Origin of the sequence: Aliiruegeria haliotis (assembly GCF_003003255.1) — a bacterium.
Taxonomy (GTDB): Bacteria; Pseudomonadota; Alphaproteobacteria; order Rhodobacterales; family Rhodobacteraceae; genus Tropicimonas; species Tropicimonas haliotis.
The window spans coordinates 172,062-186,077 of the sequence record NZ_PVTD01000004.1; the positions used below are offsets into that span (position 1 = coordinate 172,062).

Here is a 14,016-nt window from a genome sequence, read left to right on the forward strand (position 1 = left end):
CCCCTCTGTTTCTTTGCGGCCTCACGCTCCGGCGTGGGGCCGCACATCGTTTCAAGACAGGCGAACTCGGGTACCTCCGCCCCAAAGTCACGCCATCCGCCCGGGTCTCGGGCTCTGCGGCACGCGACGCCGATCGACGGTGCACAAACAGTCCCGGAACGCGCAAGTCGCGCACTGGTCTTCAGAATCATCCTTCAGCACCGCTCGACTTGTCTGCGCCGCGCTGACGACGCGCGATTGGCTGCGCTTCGGTCCTGGACGCACCCCACGCACCCAAATGCGACGCGTGATTGCGGCGTCATGAACCACCCTGACTTTCAGCGAACGAGCGCCGGGTGCCGCGAGATTAGGCGGATGTACTGACTTGCCGGACAAATCCGCCCATTTGCTTCGAGAATTGCCTTGAGGACCTTCACGGATGGGACGACAAACGTGATTGCATGATCATATTCATATAACCGTCATGAACAGCACCGACACGATGCCCGTCGGGCGGACCGCCCGCAACCGCGCCTCCAGGTTCCTGAGCCGAACCGGATGGTTGTCGACCCTCACCAACCGGTGCCGGACACTTGTCCTTTCCAGATGTCGACCGGTTTGCTTTGCAGCTGGCCAGACGATCTACACCCAAGGCGACACTCCGGACGGCCTCTTCGGTTTCGTCGACGGTGGCATCAAGGTGTTGCGGGCTGGAGAGGACGGCGCGTTGGTGCAACTGCACCTGACCGAAGCCGGTTTCTGGACCGGGGAAACCGCGCTCTTCCATGGACAGACCCGTTTTTTCACTCTGGTTGCGACGCAACCGACGCTCGGGCTGCACCTGTCGCAGGACGATTTGACGGACTTGCTGCACTGCAACCCGGACCGAGTGCCGGAGATCTACTCGTTGTCGCACCGGAACCAGGCGACGACCCTGCGGCTCATGGCGCATCTCATGACGCCGAACTACGAACGCCGGATTGCCCTGCGGCTACTGCATTACGACGACATGTCCCAGGATCCGGATCGCTGGATCAAGCTGGGTCAGGAAGACCTCGCCCGCCTCCTCTCAGTTTCCATGCCGACGTTGCACAGGACCCTGCGCAGTTTCAAACGGACGGGATTGGTCGAACTTGGCTACGGGCGGCTGCGCGTTCGTGATCGGAGTGCACTCCTTGCAACCTGCGCGAAGGATCGTGATCCCGCCGCGTAGCGATGCCAGGCACCGCGCCGTGCTATCCAAAACACCCTCACCGGTGGTTTTTTTGATCTCACTTGCGTGACCCGTCGTGCGCCCGGCCCCTTCGGCAGGCACGTCGACAGGATACGACCGCAGCCGCACGGAGTACCGCCTCTCCCTGACCCTTTCAAAGATGCACTACGAGGAATTCAACCCCGCTCCGCCGCGCGTGATGTGCATTATCGCACAACTGCCCCGAAATTCTTCAGACTTCTGCAAAAAGATGTCGGTGCCTATCTCCCTTTCATCGAAGGCGCCCACAGCGGTGCCGCCCGAAACCGGAAAAGACACACACACGACACAAAGGACTTTATCGATGCTTCGCTTTGCTTTGACCACCGCACTGACGCTTTCCCTCGCAGCGCCCGCCTTTGCCAGCAGCCAACTTGCAAATGGTCTGGGTATCGACGCCAGCGACTACACCACCGCCGAGATCGCGGCTCTGCGCTCCGCCGTTGCCGATGATGAAACCGCGGCGGCCAACTTCTATCGCAAAAACAACGGCGCATCTTCGGCCGACACCACCGAGCAGGCAATTGCATCGGCGCTGGCCGATGACGACCGCGCCTCGGCCCGCTCGATCAAGGCGTCCGCTTCCGGCGAGACCCTCTCCACCAAGAGCGTGGGCATTTCCGCCGGTCACCAGCAACTGGCCGACAACCTCGGTGTTGACGCCAACGAATACTCGCTGGCCGAACTCGTGCACCTGAAAGGTGTACGGTCGAGCGACAACGGCCGGGGCGAGTAAAACTCCGTTGCTGTCCCGGTCCCCTCCCAGCCGGGTCGGCATGCCGACGTGATCGCAGCCCCCTTGGCTGCGATCACCCGCATCAGAACGACCATCGAAATCCCGACACCCCGCCGGACCGCCACCGGCGGGGTTTTCCGTTCCAGGGGCATCGCACGGCATGCCCGGATTCTCCCTGCCTCCTCCCCCCCACGCTCTGACAATGCGCATCGCCCGTGGCCTTGACTCGCCCGCAGGAGCCGCGTAGACCGCGCGCAACACCCGGAAGTGTAGGCTTCCGGTCCTTCCCTCGTGGAGGATCGCCACCAGTCAGCGCGTTGCGCCCACTGGTGCGTTTGTGGTTTGCGAACCGGCTTCCTACATGGAAGCCACGTGCAGTCAAAGGGCCGAAGGAGGGCCGGGGCATGTTTGAAAATCTGTCAGAACGCCTCGGTGGAGTCTTCGACCGGCTGACCAAGCAGGGCGCTTTGTCCGAAGACGACGTGAAGACCGCCCTGCGGGAGGTTCGCGTCGCGCTTCTGGAGGCCGACGTCTCCCTGCCCGTCGCCCGTGAGTTCATCAAGGCGGTGCAGGGCAAGGCCACCGGTGCCGCGGTCACCAAGTCGGTCACGCCCGGCCAGCAGGTGGTCAAGATCGTCCATGACGAACTGGTGCATTTCCTCGCCGGGAGCAACGAGACACCCGGCGAACTGAAAGTCGACAGCCCCCCCGCGCCGATCCTCATGGTCGGCCTGCAGGGCTCGGGCAAGACGACCACCACCGCCAAGCTTGCCAGGCGCCTGACGGAGAGGAACGGCAAGCGGGTGCTGATGGCATCGCTCGACGTCAACCGCCCCGCCGCCATGGAGCAACTGGCGATCCTCGGCACCCAGGTCGGTGTCGATACCCTGCCGATCATCAAGGGCCAGACGCCGGTGGACATCGCCAGGAGGGCCAAGCAGCAGGCGACGCTGGGTGGTTACGATGTCTACATGCTCGACACCGCCGGCCGGTTGTCGATCGACGACCAGTTGATGGCGGAGGTCGAGGCTGTTCGCGATGTCACCACCCCGCGAGAGACGTTGCTGGTGGTCGATGGCCTGACAGGCCAGGACGCCGTCCACACCGCGGAGAATTTTGACGCGCGCATCGGCATTTCCGGCGTGGTGCTGACCCGGATGGACGGCGACGGCCGTGGCGGTGCGGCGCTCTCGATGCGCTATGTCACCGGCCAGCCGATCAAGTTCGTCGGCCTGGGCGAAAAGATGGACGCGCTGGAGGAGTTCCACCCTGAGCGGATCGCCGGACGCATCCTTGGCATGGGCGACATCGTCTCCCTCGTCGAAAAGGCGCAGGAAACGCTGGAGATCGAGCAGGCCGAGCGCATGATGAAGCGCTTCCAGAAGGGTCAGTTCAACATGAACGATCTGCGCTCGCAGCTTGAGCAGATGCTCAAGATGGGCGGCATGGAGGGCGTCATGGGCATGATGCCCGGCATGGGCAAGATGAAGAACCAGGTCGCCGACGCCGGGTTCGACGACAGCGTCCTGCGCCGCCAGATCGCGCTCATCAACTCGATGACCAAGAAGGAGCGCGCCGCACCGCAGATCCTTCAGGCCAGCCGCAAGAAGCGGATCGCCAAGGGTGCGGGGTTGGAAGTCAGCGAGTTGAACAAGCTGCTGAAGATGCACCGCCAGATGTCGGACATGATGAAGAAGATGGGCAAGAAAGGTCTGCTGAAGCAGGCCATGGCCGGGATGTTCGGCAAGGGTGGCGACATGCCCAAGGAACTCGCCGGTGCCAATCCCGCGGATCTTGAGAAGGCCGCGAAGGCGCTCGGCAAGATGCCCGGTGGTGTCCCTGGTGGCCTGCCCGGTCTTGGCGGCGGCATGGGTCTGCCGCCGGGTCTCTCCGGCTTTGGAAAGAAGAAATAGATCCATGCGCACCCCGGTCCTTGAAACCTCACGCCTGTTCCTGCGTCGCCCCAACCGTGCCGATGTCGGCTCCGTCCTTGCGCGCCTGAAACGCGGCGAGACGCATATCGCCAGCGCCCCGTTGTCCGGCGAGGCCGCGCTGGGCCAGGTCGTTCCGATCGTCTGCCATTGGGATCTTTGCGGTCTGGGCCTGTTTGCGGTGGTGCCGAAAGGCTGCGACGACCCGATCGGGTTGGCCGGCCCCTGGCACGCCACCGGTTGGCCGGAGCCGGAACTCGGCTTCCTGTTCTTCGATACTGCCGATGCCGACACGCTTGGCCCCGAAGCCCTGCGCGCAGCGCGCGATTTTGCGGAACGCGGCGTCGGCTGGAAGGATATCATCTCATACATCGATGCGGAGGATCGCCGCGGCGCCGCCCTGCTCCGCACGACGCAGGCAATCGCCGATCCGTTCTGCGATACGCCCGAGGCCGCACTGACCTTCCGCCACCCCGTCCGCCGCAAGACAAACGGCTGGAAGCGCGCGGCGTGATCCGGACCAGCGGACATATCGCTCCCTCGCTTTCGAGGGCGAAGCGGACGGGCGTGCCCCGGGCCGCATCGGAGGTGTGTCATGACTGACGCTCCGACATTGAATACCGCACGCCTGATCCTCCGCGCCCAGCGTGTCGATGACTTCGAGCCCTTCGCGGCGATGCTTGCCACCGACCGATCCAGGTGGATGGGCGGTCCCTGCACCCGCCGGGACAGTTGGTTGTGGTTCGCGTCCGACTCCGGCGCGTGGAGCCTGATGGGCACCGGCGGCTGGACCATCGAGCGACGCGAGGACGGCGCGGTCCTGGGCCAGATCGGCTGCAACAAGCCGGACTTCTTCCCGGAAACCGAGCTGGGCTGGATGCTCTACGAGGGGTTCGAGGGGCGTGGCTATGCCTTCGAGGCCGCCGCCGCCGCCCGCGACTGGGCCTTCGGCACGCGTGGGTTGCCTACTCTGGTCAGCTACATCAGCCCGGACAACCTCGGCTCGATCAGGCTGGCCGAACGGTTGGGCGCAATCCGCGACGATGCAGCCGACCGCCCGGAGCCGGACGACCTCGTCTACCGCCACCCTCACCCTTCGGGCGACGGCGGGATGGAGGCCTACGCATGACAACGTTCAACATCCCAACGCTCCAGACCGATCGTTTCACGCTGCGCGCCCCGTGCCTGTCGGATTTCGAGGCCTATGCCGCTTTCGGCTCATCGGAGCGCAGTGCGCCCGTTGGCGGCCCCTTTGACCGTACCACCGCATTCCGGAATCTGTGCGCCCTTGGCGGGCAATGGCAGTTGCGCGGCTATGGTCGCTGGATCGTCGCGGGCAAGGAGACAGACGCCCCGCTCGGCATCGTCGGCATCTACCACCCCGACGACTGGCCGGAACCAGAGATTGGCTGGACCCTGTTCGAAGAGGCCGAAGGCCGTAGCGTTGCCTTTGAGGCCGCACAGGCGACCCGCGCCTTTGCCTATGAGACCCTGGGGTGGACGACGCTCGTCAGCCACGTCGCCCCGGACAACACGCGTTCCGCCGCGCTCGCTCGCCGCATGGGCGCCGAGAAGGAGGGCGTGTTCCAGCACCCAAGTTATGGCCAGTTCGACATCTGGCGGCACCTCTCTCCTGACGAGGTGGCGGCATGACGACGATCACGATCCCCACGCTCGAGACCGAGCGCCTGATCCTTCGCGCCCCGCGCATCGAGGATTTCGACACCTGCCGCACCTTCATCACCTCCGAACGTTCGCATTTTGTGGGCGGTCCGGTGGACGATGACAGGCAAGCCTGGCGCGCCTTCGCCCATATCTCCTCGATGTGGCTCCTGCGTGGCGCCGGGATCTTCGTGCTGGAACGTCGCGACACCGGCACCATCGTCGGCGGCGCCGGTCCCTGGGAGCCGGTGAGCTGGCCCGAGCCCGAACTCAGCTGGGCCGTCTGGAACCCGTCGGAAGAGGGCAAGGGCTTCATCACCGAAGCGATGAAGCGCATCCTGCCGTGGGTCTGGGACGACCTCGGATGGGAGACCTGCGTTTCCTATGTTGACCCCGATAACCACCGCTCCGCCGCCGTCGCACGACGGCTGGGCGCGGTGATCGATCCCGATGCCGCCGTACCCGCGGGCGAAGAAGACGAGCCACTGCACGTCTGGCGTCACCGAAAGGGGACCCGGGCATGAGTATGAATGTGGTCATCCCGACTGTGGAGACAGAACGCCTGACGCTGCGCGCCTTTCGCATCGAGGATTTCGAGACCTATGCCGCCTTCTTTGCCTCGGATCGGGCCTGCCACGTCGGTGGGCCGAAGGACCGGCGCGGCGCGTGGGGCGACTTCACCAGCGACACGGCCGCTTGGCAGCTTCGCGGAGCCGGAATGTGGGCGGTGGACCACAAGGAGACCGGTGCGCTTGCCGGTTGGGTGGGGATTGTCGAGACCGTTTTCTACGAGGAGCCGGAACTGGGCTGGATGCTGACCGAAGCCTTCGAGGGCCAGGGACTCGCCCGGGAAGCGGCGCTGGCTGCTCGCGACTACGCTCGCGAAAAGCTGGGCCTCGACGGTCTTGTGAGCTTCATCGAGGCCGGCAACACCCGGTCGATCCGACTGGCGGAACGCCTTGGCGCGACGCGCGAGGAGACCCGCGACAACGGTCGTGGCCCGTTCCACGTCTATCGTCATCCGAAAGGAGCCGCCTGATGGGACACCGCGATATCCCCGTGCTGGAAAGCGAGCGCCTGATCCTCCGTGGGCCCGAGCCCGACGACTACCCGAACTTCCGTTCGACCTTCTCTTCCTACCGCTCGCGTTTCATGGGCGGGCCGCTCAACGCCTACGAGATCTGGATGCTCTATGCCGCCGAGATCGGCCATTGGGAGATCCGCGGTTTCGGCATGTGGATGATCCATCTGCGGGATACCGACGAGACACTCGGCATGGCTGGCGGCTGGTTCCCCCCCAAGTGGCCGGAACGGGAGATCGCCTGGTTCATCTGGCCAGAGGTCGGCGGGCATGGCTACGCGCTGGAGGCCACGCACCTGGCACGCAAGTACTTCTACGAGCAGGACGGCTGGGACACCGCCGTTTCCTACCTCGACCCCAAGGACCTTGACTCCATCCGGCTCGCCGAACGCCTTGGCGCGACGAAGGACAAGGAGGCGACGTCGGTCGACGGCAACGACGTGATCTACCGCCACCCGACACCGGAGCAATTGCGTGACGGCCAGTTGCGCGACGGGATCGAACTGGAGATCCGCTCCTACTACGACCCGCTCTTCAAGCCGAAAGGATACGCAATTGACTGACGCCGTCCACAAGGCCGCCGAGGTGCTCAAGGGGCACCGGGAGAGCATAGACAGGCTTGATGCGATCCTCGTCTACACGCTGGGCGAGCGGTTCAAGCACACCCAGGCCGTGGGGAAACTCAAGGCCGAACACGACCTTCCCCCGTCCGATCCCACGCGCGAAGCCGCGCAGATCGAACGGCTCGAAGACCTGGCGAGACGGGCCGACCTGGACCCCGATTTCGCCAAGGCTTTCCTGAACTTCATCATCCAGGAAGTCATCCGACACCACAAGAAACACCAGGAATGACGGTCGCCTAGCCGACCCCATCAACGCCATTCAAAGGAGAAACACCAATGGCCATGAAAATCCGTCTCGCCCGTGGCGGCTCCAAGAAGCGCCCCTTCTACTCCATCGTTGCAGCCGACAGCCGCATGCCGCGCGATGGCCGCTTCATCGAGAAGCTGGGGACCTACAACCCGCTGCTTCCCAAGGATTCCGAAGACCGCGTGAAAATGGACCTGGAGCGCGTGCAGTACTGGCTCGACCAAGGTGCCCAGCCGACCGACCGGATCGTCCGCATGCTGGAAGCTGCCGGCGTCCGCGAGAAAGCAGAGCGCAACAACCCCGAGAAGGCCCAGCCCGGCAAGAAAGCCGTCGAGCGCGCCGAGGAAAAGGCAGCAAAGGCCGCCGAAGCTGCAGAGGCCGCCGAAGCCCCCGCCGAGGAAGCCGAAGAGGCCGCAGCCGAGTAATCGGCACGGGTCGGTCGCGGGGATATGCTGCGTCTTGTCATCTGGGGTGGGCTCTTTGCAGCCGGCCTCTGGACCGGCGTCGAGGCACATCGGATCGTCCTTGACGACCGTTGCCTCGACGCTGGCGGACGGATTGGCATGCGTGGCGTCTGCGAAGGAGTGACGAGCGATGGTTGATCGCGTGGTCGTCGGCGCAATCGCCGGCAGTTTCGGCGTCAAGGGAGAGGTGCGGCTCAAGAGCTTCTGCGCCATGCCGGAGGATATCGCGTCCTACGGCACCCTGTATTCCGAAGACGGCGCACGCAGCTTCACCGTCACACTGACCCGCCCCGTGAAGAACGGCTTTGCGGCGCGTCTGACCGACGTGGCGACGAAAGAGCAGGCGGACGCCCTGAAGGGTGTCCGCCTGATGGCTGACCGGCATCGCATGCCAGATCTGCCTGACGACGAGTTTTACCACGCCGATCTGATTGGCCTGGAGGTCCGCGACACCGGCGGCACCCTGCTGGGCACCGTGCGAGCGGTGCAGGAATATGGGGCCGGCGACATGCTGGAGATCCACGGCCCCGGTCTCAAGACCACCGTCCTTCTCCCCTTCACGCGGGAGGCTGTGCCGACGGTGGATCTCGCGGCTGGCCGGATCGTTGCCGACCCGCCCGAGGGGCTGTTCTGATGGGACAGGTCTGATGCGCTACTGGGCCCTCGGCCTGGCCGGCGGCCTGTTCTATGCCGCGCCGATCGGGGCGGGGCTCACCGGCGCTAGCTACTTCGCCATCGTGCCCTTCACTGGGCTCTTTTTCCTCTGGCTTCTGGTGATGCGGCACACACCGTTCGAGGGCGGTGCCGCGGCGATACTTCCGACGCTCATGCTGCACGGTGCACTGGCTTCCATGTGCCTTGGAGCCGGACACATGCTGCGCGCCGTTCTGGGCGTGGAGGCAAAGGCGCCGCTGCTGGCATGGCTTGTGATGGGGCTTGGCGGGATCGCCCTTGGCCGCATCATCTGGCGCCCCCGGAAGGAGGCGGAGGTGGAAGCCCTCCTCGAAAAGGCCTTGAGATCACTCGATACCTTCGCTGGCGAAGCGGAGCAGATCCTGGATGAGGAGCCGGACCTGCCACTCCGTCACCCAACCGGCGCCGAGGCTGCTGCGCTAGCTGTTGCCTATGGTGCGCTCGACGCCTTGCCCGCCGATGGCGCCCGTGAGGATACCTTGCACGATATCGTCACGCCGCTCGAACAGGAGGTGCGCAGCCATGTCCTGCTGGAAGCTCTCGCCAACCGTGCAGAGCGCACCGGCACCCGCCGCGATCGCCACGCGGCCCTGCTGCTGGCCGCCGACGGCAGCCTTGCCTGGCGCGAGTTGGGCGAAGGGCGGATGGCAACGGTCTTCGAACAGATCGTGGACTCCGCCGACACCGTCACACTTGCCCATTTCCTGCGCCACGCCAATGCACTTCTGGAGGGGTTCCCGACAACGGCCCGCGACCTGCCAGGCCCTGCGCGCCTGCGCGAAATCGCCGGCCAGATCGTCAGCCCACATCCGGAACTGGCCACGGGACTGACGCAACTCGCCCACCGGCTCGAAGACCTCCAACCGGAGATGCCCGATGACTGACACTCCCAAATCCCACGGACGGCTGTCCATCAGCGCCAGCCTGAAACCACGCGACCTGATGGGCGGAAACCCAAGACTGAAGGGCGCCTGGACCGCGAAGATTGTCACCCTCTTCCCGGAGGCTTTCCCCGGTGTGCTGGAGCATTCGCTGACCGGCAAGGCCTTGCAGGACGGGCTTTGGGCGTTGGAGACGATCGACCTGCGTCGCTTCGGCGAAGGGCGGCACCGCAACGTCGATGATACGCCGGCCGGCGGGGGCGCGGGCATGGTGCTGCGGGCCGATGTCGTGGGCCGGGCGCTCGATGAGGCGGCGGAAGGGACACGAGGTGTCTGGCCGGTGATCTACCTGTCGCCGCGCGGCAGGCCCTTCGACCAGTCCATGGCCCGGCAGTTGAGTGCAACCGACGGGGTGACGCTGCTGTGCGGGCGGTTCGAAGGGGTCGACGAACGGGTCATCGAACACTTCGGCATCCAGGAAGTGTCGCTTGGCGATTTCGTGATGACAGGCGGGGAGATTGCCGCGCAGGCCATGATCGATGCCACGGTGCGGCTCTTGCCCGGTGTGCTTGGAAACCAGGCATCAACCGAGGAAGAGAGTTTTTCCAATGGCTTGCTGGAGCACCCGCAATACACGCGTCCGGCCATCTGGAAAGGGCGCGCCATCCCCGAGGTTCTGATGTCCGGTCACCACGGTCGCATCGCCGAATGGAGACGGGAGATGTCCGAGGCACTCACGCGCGAACGTCGTCCCGACCTTTGGAAATGCCACTCGGAAGACGGATCCGACGAGCGATAGCATGCAGAACCGCCGCGGCTCGTCCCGGCGGTGCAGTGGCCCGCGCAAAGCGCTCGCGGACCGTCGCGACACGAGCCGTTGCGGCCATGATGCCGGGCTTGCGCTGTGCCGTTTCATGCAGTAGGAACCGCCCATCCCGAGCGGGCAACCGACTCGGGTGGTTTCGTTATTCGACCGGATCTTCAGGCAGGCCTTCTTCGGCCTCTTCCTGCCGGTACGGAGGACGCAACCAACCAAGGAAAGATGACCTGACCTCCGGCGGGCGCGATCGCGGACCCGATAGAAGACCAGGAGCTCCGGGGCGCGAGAGAAACTTTGCGGGCAAACCGCAAGCAGATAGAGGAGCGTTCAGATGAACCTGATCGCAGAACTGGAGGCCGAACAGGTTGCCTCCCTCGGGAAGGAAATTCCCGATTTCAAGGCCGGCGACACCGTTCGCGTCGGCTACAAGGTTACCGAAGGCTCGCGGAGCCGGGTGCAGAACTACGAAGGTGTCTGCATCGCGCGCAAGAACGGCGAAGGCATCGCCGGTTCCTTCACCGTCCGCAAGATCTCGTTTGGTGAGGGCGTGGAGCGTGTCTTCCCGCTGCACTCGACCAACATCGAAAGCATCACCGTGGTTCGCCGCGGCAGGGTTCGCCGCGCGAAGCTCTACTACCTGCGCTCGCGCCGCGGCAAGTCGGCACGTATCGCCGAAGACAACACCTACAAGCCCAAGTCGTAAGGAGAGGCGAGATGAAAAAGGATATCCATCCCGACTACCACCTGATCGACGTCAAGATGACCGACGGCACCGTGGTTCAGATGAAATCGACCTGGGGCAAGGAAGGCGACCAGTTGGCGCTGGACATCGATCCCTCCGTGCACCCTGCCTGGACCGGCGGCTCGACCAAGCTCATGGACGCCGGCGGCCGCGTGTCGAAGTTCAAGAAGAAATACGAAGGCCTCGGCTTCTGAGCCAGAGCGCTATTGGACAGTGCGAACGCCGCTCCTTCGGGGGCGGCGTTTTTCGTTGCACAGAGCGCTCGGCACCATCCGCGAGGGCCCCCTCTCCCACCGGTGCAAATCACGGGCAGAATCCGCGTGTTCGGGACTTCATCCCCCGCCTGTGCGGCGATAGGAGTGGGTCGAACCCGGAAAACCACTGGAGCACCCCATGAACATCGATCTTCTCAAACGTCTTTGCGAAACCCCCGGTGTGCCGGGCCACGAAGACCGGGTACGGGAGCTGATCCTGTCCGAGGTCGAAGGCCTGTTCGACGCCATCGAGGTCGACGCAATGGGCTCGCTGCTGTGCCGTCGCGATGCCCGGGGCGGCGCGAAAACGCCGAGCAAGGTCATGTTGCTCTGCCACATGGACGAGATCGGCTTTCTCGTCAGCCACGTCTCCAAGGAAGGGTTCGTGTACTTGCAGCCGGTTGGCGGGTTCGACCCGCGCAACCTGTTCTCCCGTCGGGTGATGATCTGCACCGAGGGCGGTGACCTGAAAGGGGTCATGAATCCCGGCGGACGCCCCGTGCACATCGCCTCGGCCGAGGACCGCAAGAAGATCCCCGAAGTGCACGAATTCTTCGTCGACACTGGGCTGGGCGAGGCAACGAAGGACCATGTGAAGGTTGGCGACATGGTCGTCATGGATGAACCCTTCCTGGAGATGGGCGACAAGCTTGTTTCGAAGGCGCTCGACAACCGGGTCGCCTGCTGGCTGGGGATCGAGGCGATCCGGAGCCTGGGAGATGCCGCACATTCGGCCGAGATCCACGTGGCGTTCACCACCCAGGAAGAAGTCGGTCTGCGAGGCGCCCGCACGGCGGCCTACCGCGTACAGCCGGATATCGGGCTGGGCATCGACACGACCCTGGCCTGCGACACGCCCGGAGTGCCCGAGCAGGATCGCACGACAGAACAGGGCAAGGGGTTCGGCCTGCATGTGCGTGACAGCTCCTTCATCGCCGACAAGGCGCTGGTTGCGGAGTTTGACGCGCTGGCGACCGAAGCGGACATCCCATTCCAGCGCACGATGCTGCGTGCTGGCGGGCAGGATGGTGCTGCGGCACAGCAAGCCGCCGCCGGGGCTCGGGCGGTCGGGATCGTGGTGGGAACCCGCTACATCCATACCGTCACCGAGATGGTCGACCGTCGCGACTTGCAGGCCGCGTGCGATATTCTCGGCGCGTATCTCTCTCGGGAAACATGATCGGCTGACGGCCGAGGTCGGGAGCGCTTGTGGGGCAGCCCCGCCTGCCCTCCCGACTGTCACTCCAATGGCCCACCCCTCCGGGTACCCACGTTGTTTCCGTCTCTCCACGGCGTCGCAAGATGCACTGTGCCCCCAACTGGGAGGCGCAGGGGCGCTGCATACACCCAGATCGGCCCATATTCGCAAAGTTTCCCCAGTGGGCCTTGCGGTCCGCCAGAGGGTTGCAGCCAATTCGGGCCGACCGGGTACAATGTCGGAACCCGCGTATCGTCAGAACCGCCGACCCTGAGCGCGAGGCCTCCTGCGCTGACGTTGGCGCCACACGTCACTCGGGCATGAGCCGCACATCAGCAGTCATTTCCCAGGAAACACCGGATCGCGTGATCGTCGCTCAGGCCGCCAACCGGGATGCAAACAGTCGCGTGCCGGGTGCCGAGAGCCGCGTTGCGCCGAGACGCAGGACATTCGCTCCAGCGCCAAGTTTGAAGCGAGCCAGTCCGGGTTTGGTCTCCGTATCGATCACATCAAGTTCCAGGCTTTGGATCCCCCGCACATGCATCCAGACCATCGCGCGCCACAGCAACAGGTTGTGCGCATCGACCCGGCGCCCTTCCGCGCCGTTCCAGCCGATATGATAGCTTGCCGCTGTGCCGTGCAGCAGGAACAGCATCGCCGCCAACGGGCGTCCGTCCCGTTCGGCCGTGAAAAGGCGGGTGGATCGCGGCCCGCCAGCGCGGGCCCATGCCAACGCGAAGGCCGGCGGGAGGGACTTGTAGCCTCGGTCCCGCGCCTGTGCCACCTCCCTGCGAAACAACCAGTGATCCGGATCGTCCGGCATTGCAGCATGTCGAACCGTCAGACCCGCCCGTTCCGCCCGACACAGGCGGTTGCGCCACTTCTGTTGCATCCGGCGGCGCATGGCCTCTGGCATTGGCGTGAGGTCAATCCGCGCCACGGAGAGTGGCGTTACCGCCGACATCCATCCAGCCGCTTCCAACGGATCCCCCTCATCGTCGAGGTCCGGTGTGACGGTCACGGCCCCGAATTCCCCCCGCAACTGCCCAAGCAGTGACCGCAATCCGTTGCGGCGCACGTCCACCGGAACCTCCGGCGCCCAAACCGGCCCCCGGGTCAGAACCGCGGAGGCGCCGAGCAGCGGCCAACGCCGCTCGAGGATCATGGCGCTGACCTTTCCGCGCCACGCCCTGTCAATGGGAGTGAAGCTGCGTGCACGCACGCCCTGTGCGGCCATCGCCCGGGCGTAGATCGGGTGTTGCTGCAATGGCGTCGCCGCATGTCGCGGCAACACAGGCACGTCGGTTTCGGTCCAGGGAATCGTCATGACGTCATTAACGGGACCGCAACCTAAGGCGTGGTTAATCGCGGTATGAAACATACTCCTCCCCCCGTTCTCGGCCAGGTTGCGCCGCCTCCTCGCCCAACGCTGCAAGGGGCGCTGTGGCTCGCC

The 14,016-nt window shown here is 64.9% G+C and carries 19 protein-coding genes; 18 read left to right on the plus strand and 1 reads right to left on the minus strand.

Going from position 1 to position 14,016, the window contains the following annotated elements; genetic code table 11:
• Positions 1-463: 463 nt before the first annotated feature.
• From CLV78_RS12120 to CLV78_RS12200, 18 genes are all read left to right on the plus strand, one after another.
• The gene (locus CLV78_RS12120; RefSeq protein WP_106205078.1) at positions 464-1,192 is read left to right on the plus strand and encodes a Crp/Fnr family transcriptional regulator; all 729 of its coding nucleotides are present in this window, start codon (positions 464-466) and stop codon (positions 1,190-1,192) included.
• 160 nt (positions 1,193-1,352) lie between these two features.
• Complete coding sequence (locus CLV78_RS12125; protein WP_146136681.1) at positions 1,353-1,967, plus strand: hypothetical protein; 615 nt, start codon at positions 1,353-1,355, stop codon at positions 1,965-1,967.
• Positions 1,968-2,371: 404 nt separating this feature from the next.
• Positions 2,372-3,880, plus strand: coding sequence for a signal recognition particle protein (gene ffh / locus CLV78_RS12130; protein ID WP_106205080.1), 1,509 nt, complete (start codon positions 2,372-2,374; stop codon positions 3,878-3,880).
• Positions 3,881-3,884: 4 nt separating this feature from the next.
• Entirely contained in the window at positions 3,885-4,412 is a 528-nt protein-coding gene (locus CLV78_RS12135; protein WP_106205081.1) for a GNAT family N-acetyltransferase, read from the plus strand.
• An 81-nt stretch (positions 4,413-4,493) separates the two neighbouring features.
• Positions 4,494-5,027 (plus strand): GNAT family N-acetyltransferase, encoded by a 534-nt coding sequence (locus CLV78_RS12140; RefSeq protein ID WP_106205082.1) that lies wholly within the window; start codon positions 4,494-4,496, stop codon positions 5,025-5,027.
• The gene (locus CLV78_RS12145) at positions 5,024-5,551 is read left to right on the plus strand and encodes a GNAT family N-acetyltransferase (protein ID WP_106205083.1); all 528 of its coding nucleotides are present in this window, start codon (positions 5,024-5,026) and stop codon (positions 5,549-5,551) included. The genes CLV78_RS12140 and CLV78_RS12145 overlap by 4 nt, the downstream gene beginning before the upstream one ends.
• Complete coding sequence (locus tag CLV78_RS12150) at positions 5,548-6,084, plus strand: GNAT family N-acetyltransferase (RefSeq protein WP_106205084.1); 537 nt, start codon at positions 5,548-5,550, stop codon at positions 6,082-6,084. Before CLV78_RS12145 ends, CLV78_RS12150 begins: the two co-directional genes overlap by 4 nt.
• Entirely contained in the window at positions 6,081-6,599 is a 519-nt protein-coding gene (locus CLV78_RS12155; RefSeq protein WP_245925019.1) for a GNAT family N-acetyltransferase, read from the plus strand. The genes CLV78_RS12150 and CLV78_RS12155 overlap by 4 nt, the downstream gene beginning before the upstream one ends.
• Positions 6,599-7,204: a GNAT family N-acetyltransferase gene (locus tag CLV78_RS12160; protein ID WP_106205086.1), complete on the plus strand. Its 606-nt coding sequence runs from the start codon at positions 6,599-6,601 to the stop codon at positions 7,202-7,204. Before CLV78_RS12155 ends, CLV78_RS12160 begins: the two co-directional genes overlap by 1 nt.
• The gene (locus tag CLV78_RS12165; RefSeq protein ID WP_106205087.1) at positions 7,197-7,493 is read left to right on the plus strand and encodes a chorismate mutase; all 297 of its coding nucleotides are present in this window, start codon (positions 7,197-7,199) and stop codon (positions 7,491-7,493) included. Before CLV78_RS12160 ends, CLV78_RS12165 begins: the two co-directional genes overlap by 8 nt.
• Positions 7,494-7,540: 47 nt before the next feature.
• Complete coding sequence (gene rpsP / locus CLV78_RS12170) at positions 7,541-7,936, plus strand: 30S ribosomal protein S16 (RefSeq protein ID WP_106205088.1); 396 nt, start codon at positions 7,541-7,543, stop codon at positions 7,934-7,936.
• Positions 7,937-7,960: 24 nt separating this feature from the next.
• Complete coding sequence (locus CLV78_RS23880) at positions 7,961-8,113, plus strand: hypothetical protein (RefSeq protein WP_158263513.1); 153 nt, start codon at positions 7,961-7,963, stop codon at positions 8,111-8,113.
• Positions 8,106-8,609, plus strand: a complete 504-nt coding sequence (gene rimM, locus CLV78_RS12175; protein WP_106205089.1) for a ribosome maturation factor RimM — start codon at positions 8,106-8,108, stop codon at positions 8,607-8,609. Before CLV78_RS23880 ends, rimM begins: the two co-directional genes overlap by 8 nt.
• A gap of 13 nt (positions 8,610-8,622) precedes the next feature.
• A complete protein-coding gene (locus CLV78_RS12180; protein ID WP_106205090.1) occupies positions 8,623-9,552 on the plus strand; it encodes a hypothetical protein in 930 nt (309 codons plus the stop codon).
• Entirely contained in the window at positions 9,545-10,348 is an 804-nt protein-coding gene (trmD, locus tag CLV78_RS12185; RefSeq protein WP_106205091.1) for a tRNA (guanosine(37)-N1)-methyltransferase TrmD, read from the plus strand. Before CLV78_RS12180 ends, trmD begins: the two co-directional genes overlap by 8 nt.
• A gap of 352 nt (positions 10,349-10,700) precedes the next feature.
• Complete coding sequence (rplS, locus tag CLV78_RS12190; RefSeq protein ID WP_106205092.1) at positions 10,701-11,072, plus strand: 50S ribosomal protein L19; 372 nt, start codon at positions 10,701-10,703, stop codon at positions 11,070-11,072.
• 11 nt (positions 11,073-11,083) lie between these two features.
• Complete coding sequence (gene rpmE, locus CLV78_RS12195; RefSeq protein ID WP_106205093.1) at positions 11,084-11,305, plus strand: 50S ribosomal protein L31; 222 nt, start codon at positions 11,084-11,086, stop codon at positions 11,303-11,305.
• A 199-nt stretch (positions 11,306-11,504) separates the two neighbouring features.
• Complete coding sequence (locus CLV78_RS12200; RefSeq protein WP_106205094.1) at positions 11,505-12,545, plus strand: M42 family metallopeptidase; 1,041 nt, start codon at positions 11,505-11,507, stop codon at positions 12,543-12,545.
• 394 nt (positions 12,546-12,939) lie between these two features.
• On the opposite strand, the gene CLV78_RS12205 is transcribed toward CLV78_RS12200, so the two are convergent.
• Entirely contained in the window at positions 12,940-13,890 is a 951-nt protein-coding gene (locus tag CLV78_RS12205; protein ID WP_158263514.1) for a GNAT family N-acetyltransferase, read from the minus strand.
• Positions 13,891-14,016 lie beyond the last annotated feature (126 nt).

Coding starts and splice junctions, on each gene's coding strand:
- CLV78_RS23880 (WP_158263513.1), top strand. CDS start 7,961: ATGCTGCGTCTTGTCATCTGGGGTGGGCTCTTTGCAGCCGGCCTCTGG.
- CLV78_RS12155 (WP_245925019.1), top strand. CDS start 6,081: ATGAGTATGAATGTGGTCATCCCGACTGTGGAGACAGAACGCCTGACG.
- rpmE (WP_106205093.1), top strand. CDS start 11,084: ATGAAAAAGGATATCCATCCCGACTACCACCTGATCGACGTCAAGATG.
- CLV78_RS12135 (WP_106205081.1), top strand. CDS start 3,885: ATGCGCACCCCGGTCCTTGAAACCTCACGCCTGTTCCTGCGTCGCCCC.
- CLV78_RS12120 (WP_106205078.1), top strand. CDS start 464: ATGAACAGCACCGACACGATGCCCGTCGGGCGGACCGCCCGCAACCGC.
- trmD (WP_106205091.1), top strand. CDS start 9,545: ATGACTGACACTCCCAAATCCCACGGACGGCTGTCCATCAGCGCCAGC.
- rplS (WP_106205092.1), top strand. CDS start 10,701: ATGAACCTGATCGCAGAACTGGAGGCCGAACAGGTTGCCTCCCTCGGG.
- CLV78_RS12200 (WP_106205094.1), top strand. CDS start 11,505: ATGAACATCGATCTTCTCAAACGTCTTTGCGAAACCCCCGGTGTGCCG.
- CLV78_RS12180 (WP_106205090.1), top strand. CDS start 8,623: ATGCGCTACTGGGCCCTCGGCCTGGCCGGCGGCCTGTTCTATGCCGCG.
- CLV78_RS12205 (WP_158263514.1), bottom strand. CDS start 13,890: ATGACGATTCCCTGGACCGAAACCGACGTGCCTGTGTTGCCGCGACAT.
- ffh (WP_106205080.1), top strand. CDS start 2,372: ATGTTTGAAAATCTGTCAGAACGCCTCGGTGGAGTCTTCGACCGGCTG.
- CLV78_RS12145 (WP_106205083.1), top strand. CDS start 5,024: ATGACAACGTTCAACATCCCAACGCTCCAGACCGATCGTTTCACGCTG.
- CLV78_RS12140 (WP_106205082.1), top strand. CDS start 4,494: ATGACTGACGCTCCGACATTGAATACCGCACGCCTGATCCTCCGCGCC.
- CLV78_RS12160 (WP_106205086.1), top strand. CDS start 6,599: ATGGGACACCGCGATATCCCCGTGCTGGAAAGCGAGCGCCTGATCCTC.
- rimM (WP_106205089.1), top strand. CDS start 8,106: ATGGTTGATCGCGTGGTCGTCGGCGCAATCGCCGGCAGTTTCGGCGTC.
- CLV78_RS12125 (WP_146136681.1), top strand. CDS start 1,353: ATGCACTACGAGGAATTCAACCCCGCTCCGCCGCGCGTGATGTGCATT.
- CLV78_RS12150 (WP_106205084.1), top strand. CDS start 5,548: ATGACGACGATCACGATCCCCACGCTCGAGACCGAGCGCCTGATCCTT.
- rpsP (WP_106205088.1), top strand. CDS start 7,541: ATGGCCATGAAAATCCGTCTCGCCCGTGGCGGCTCCAAGAAGCGCCCC.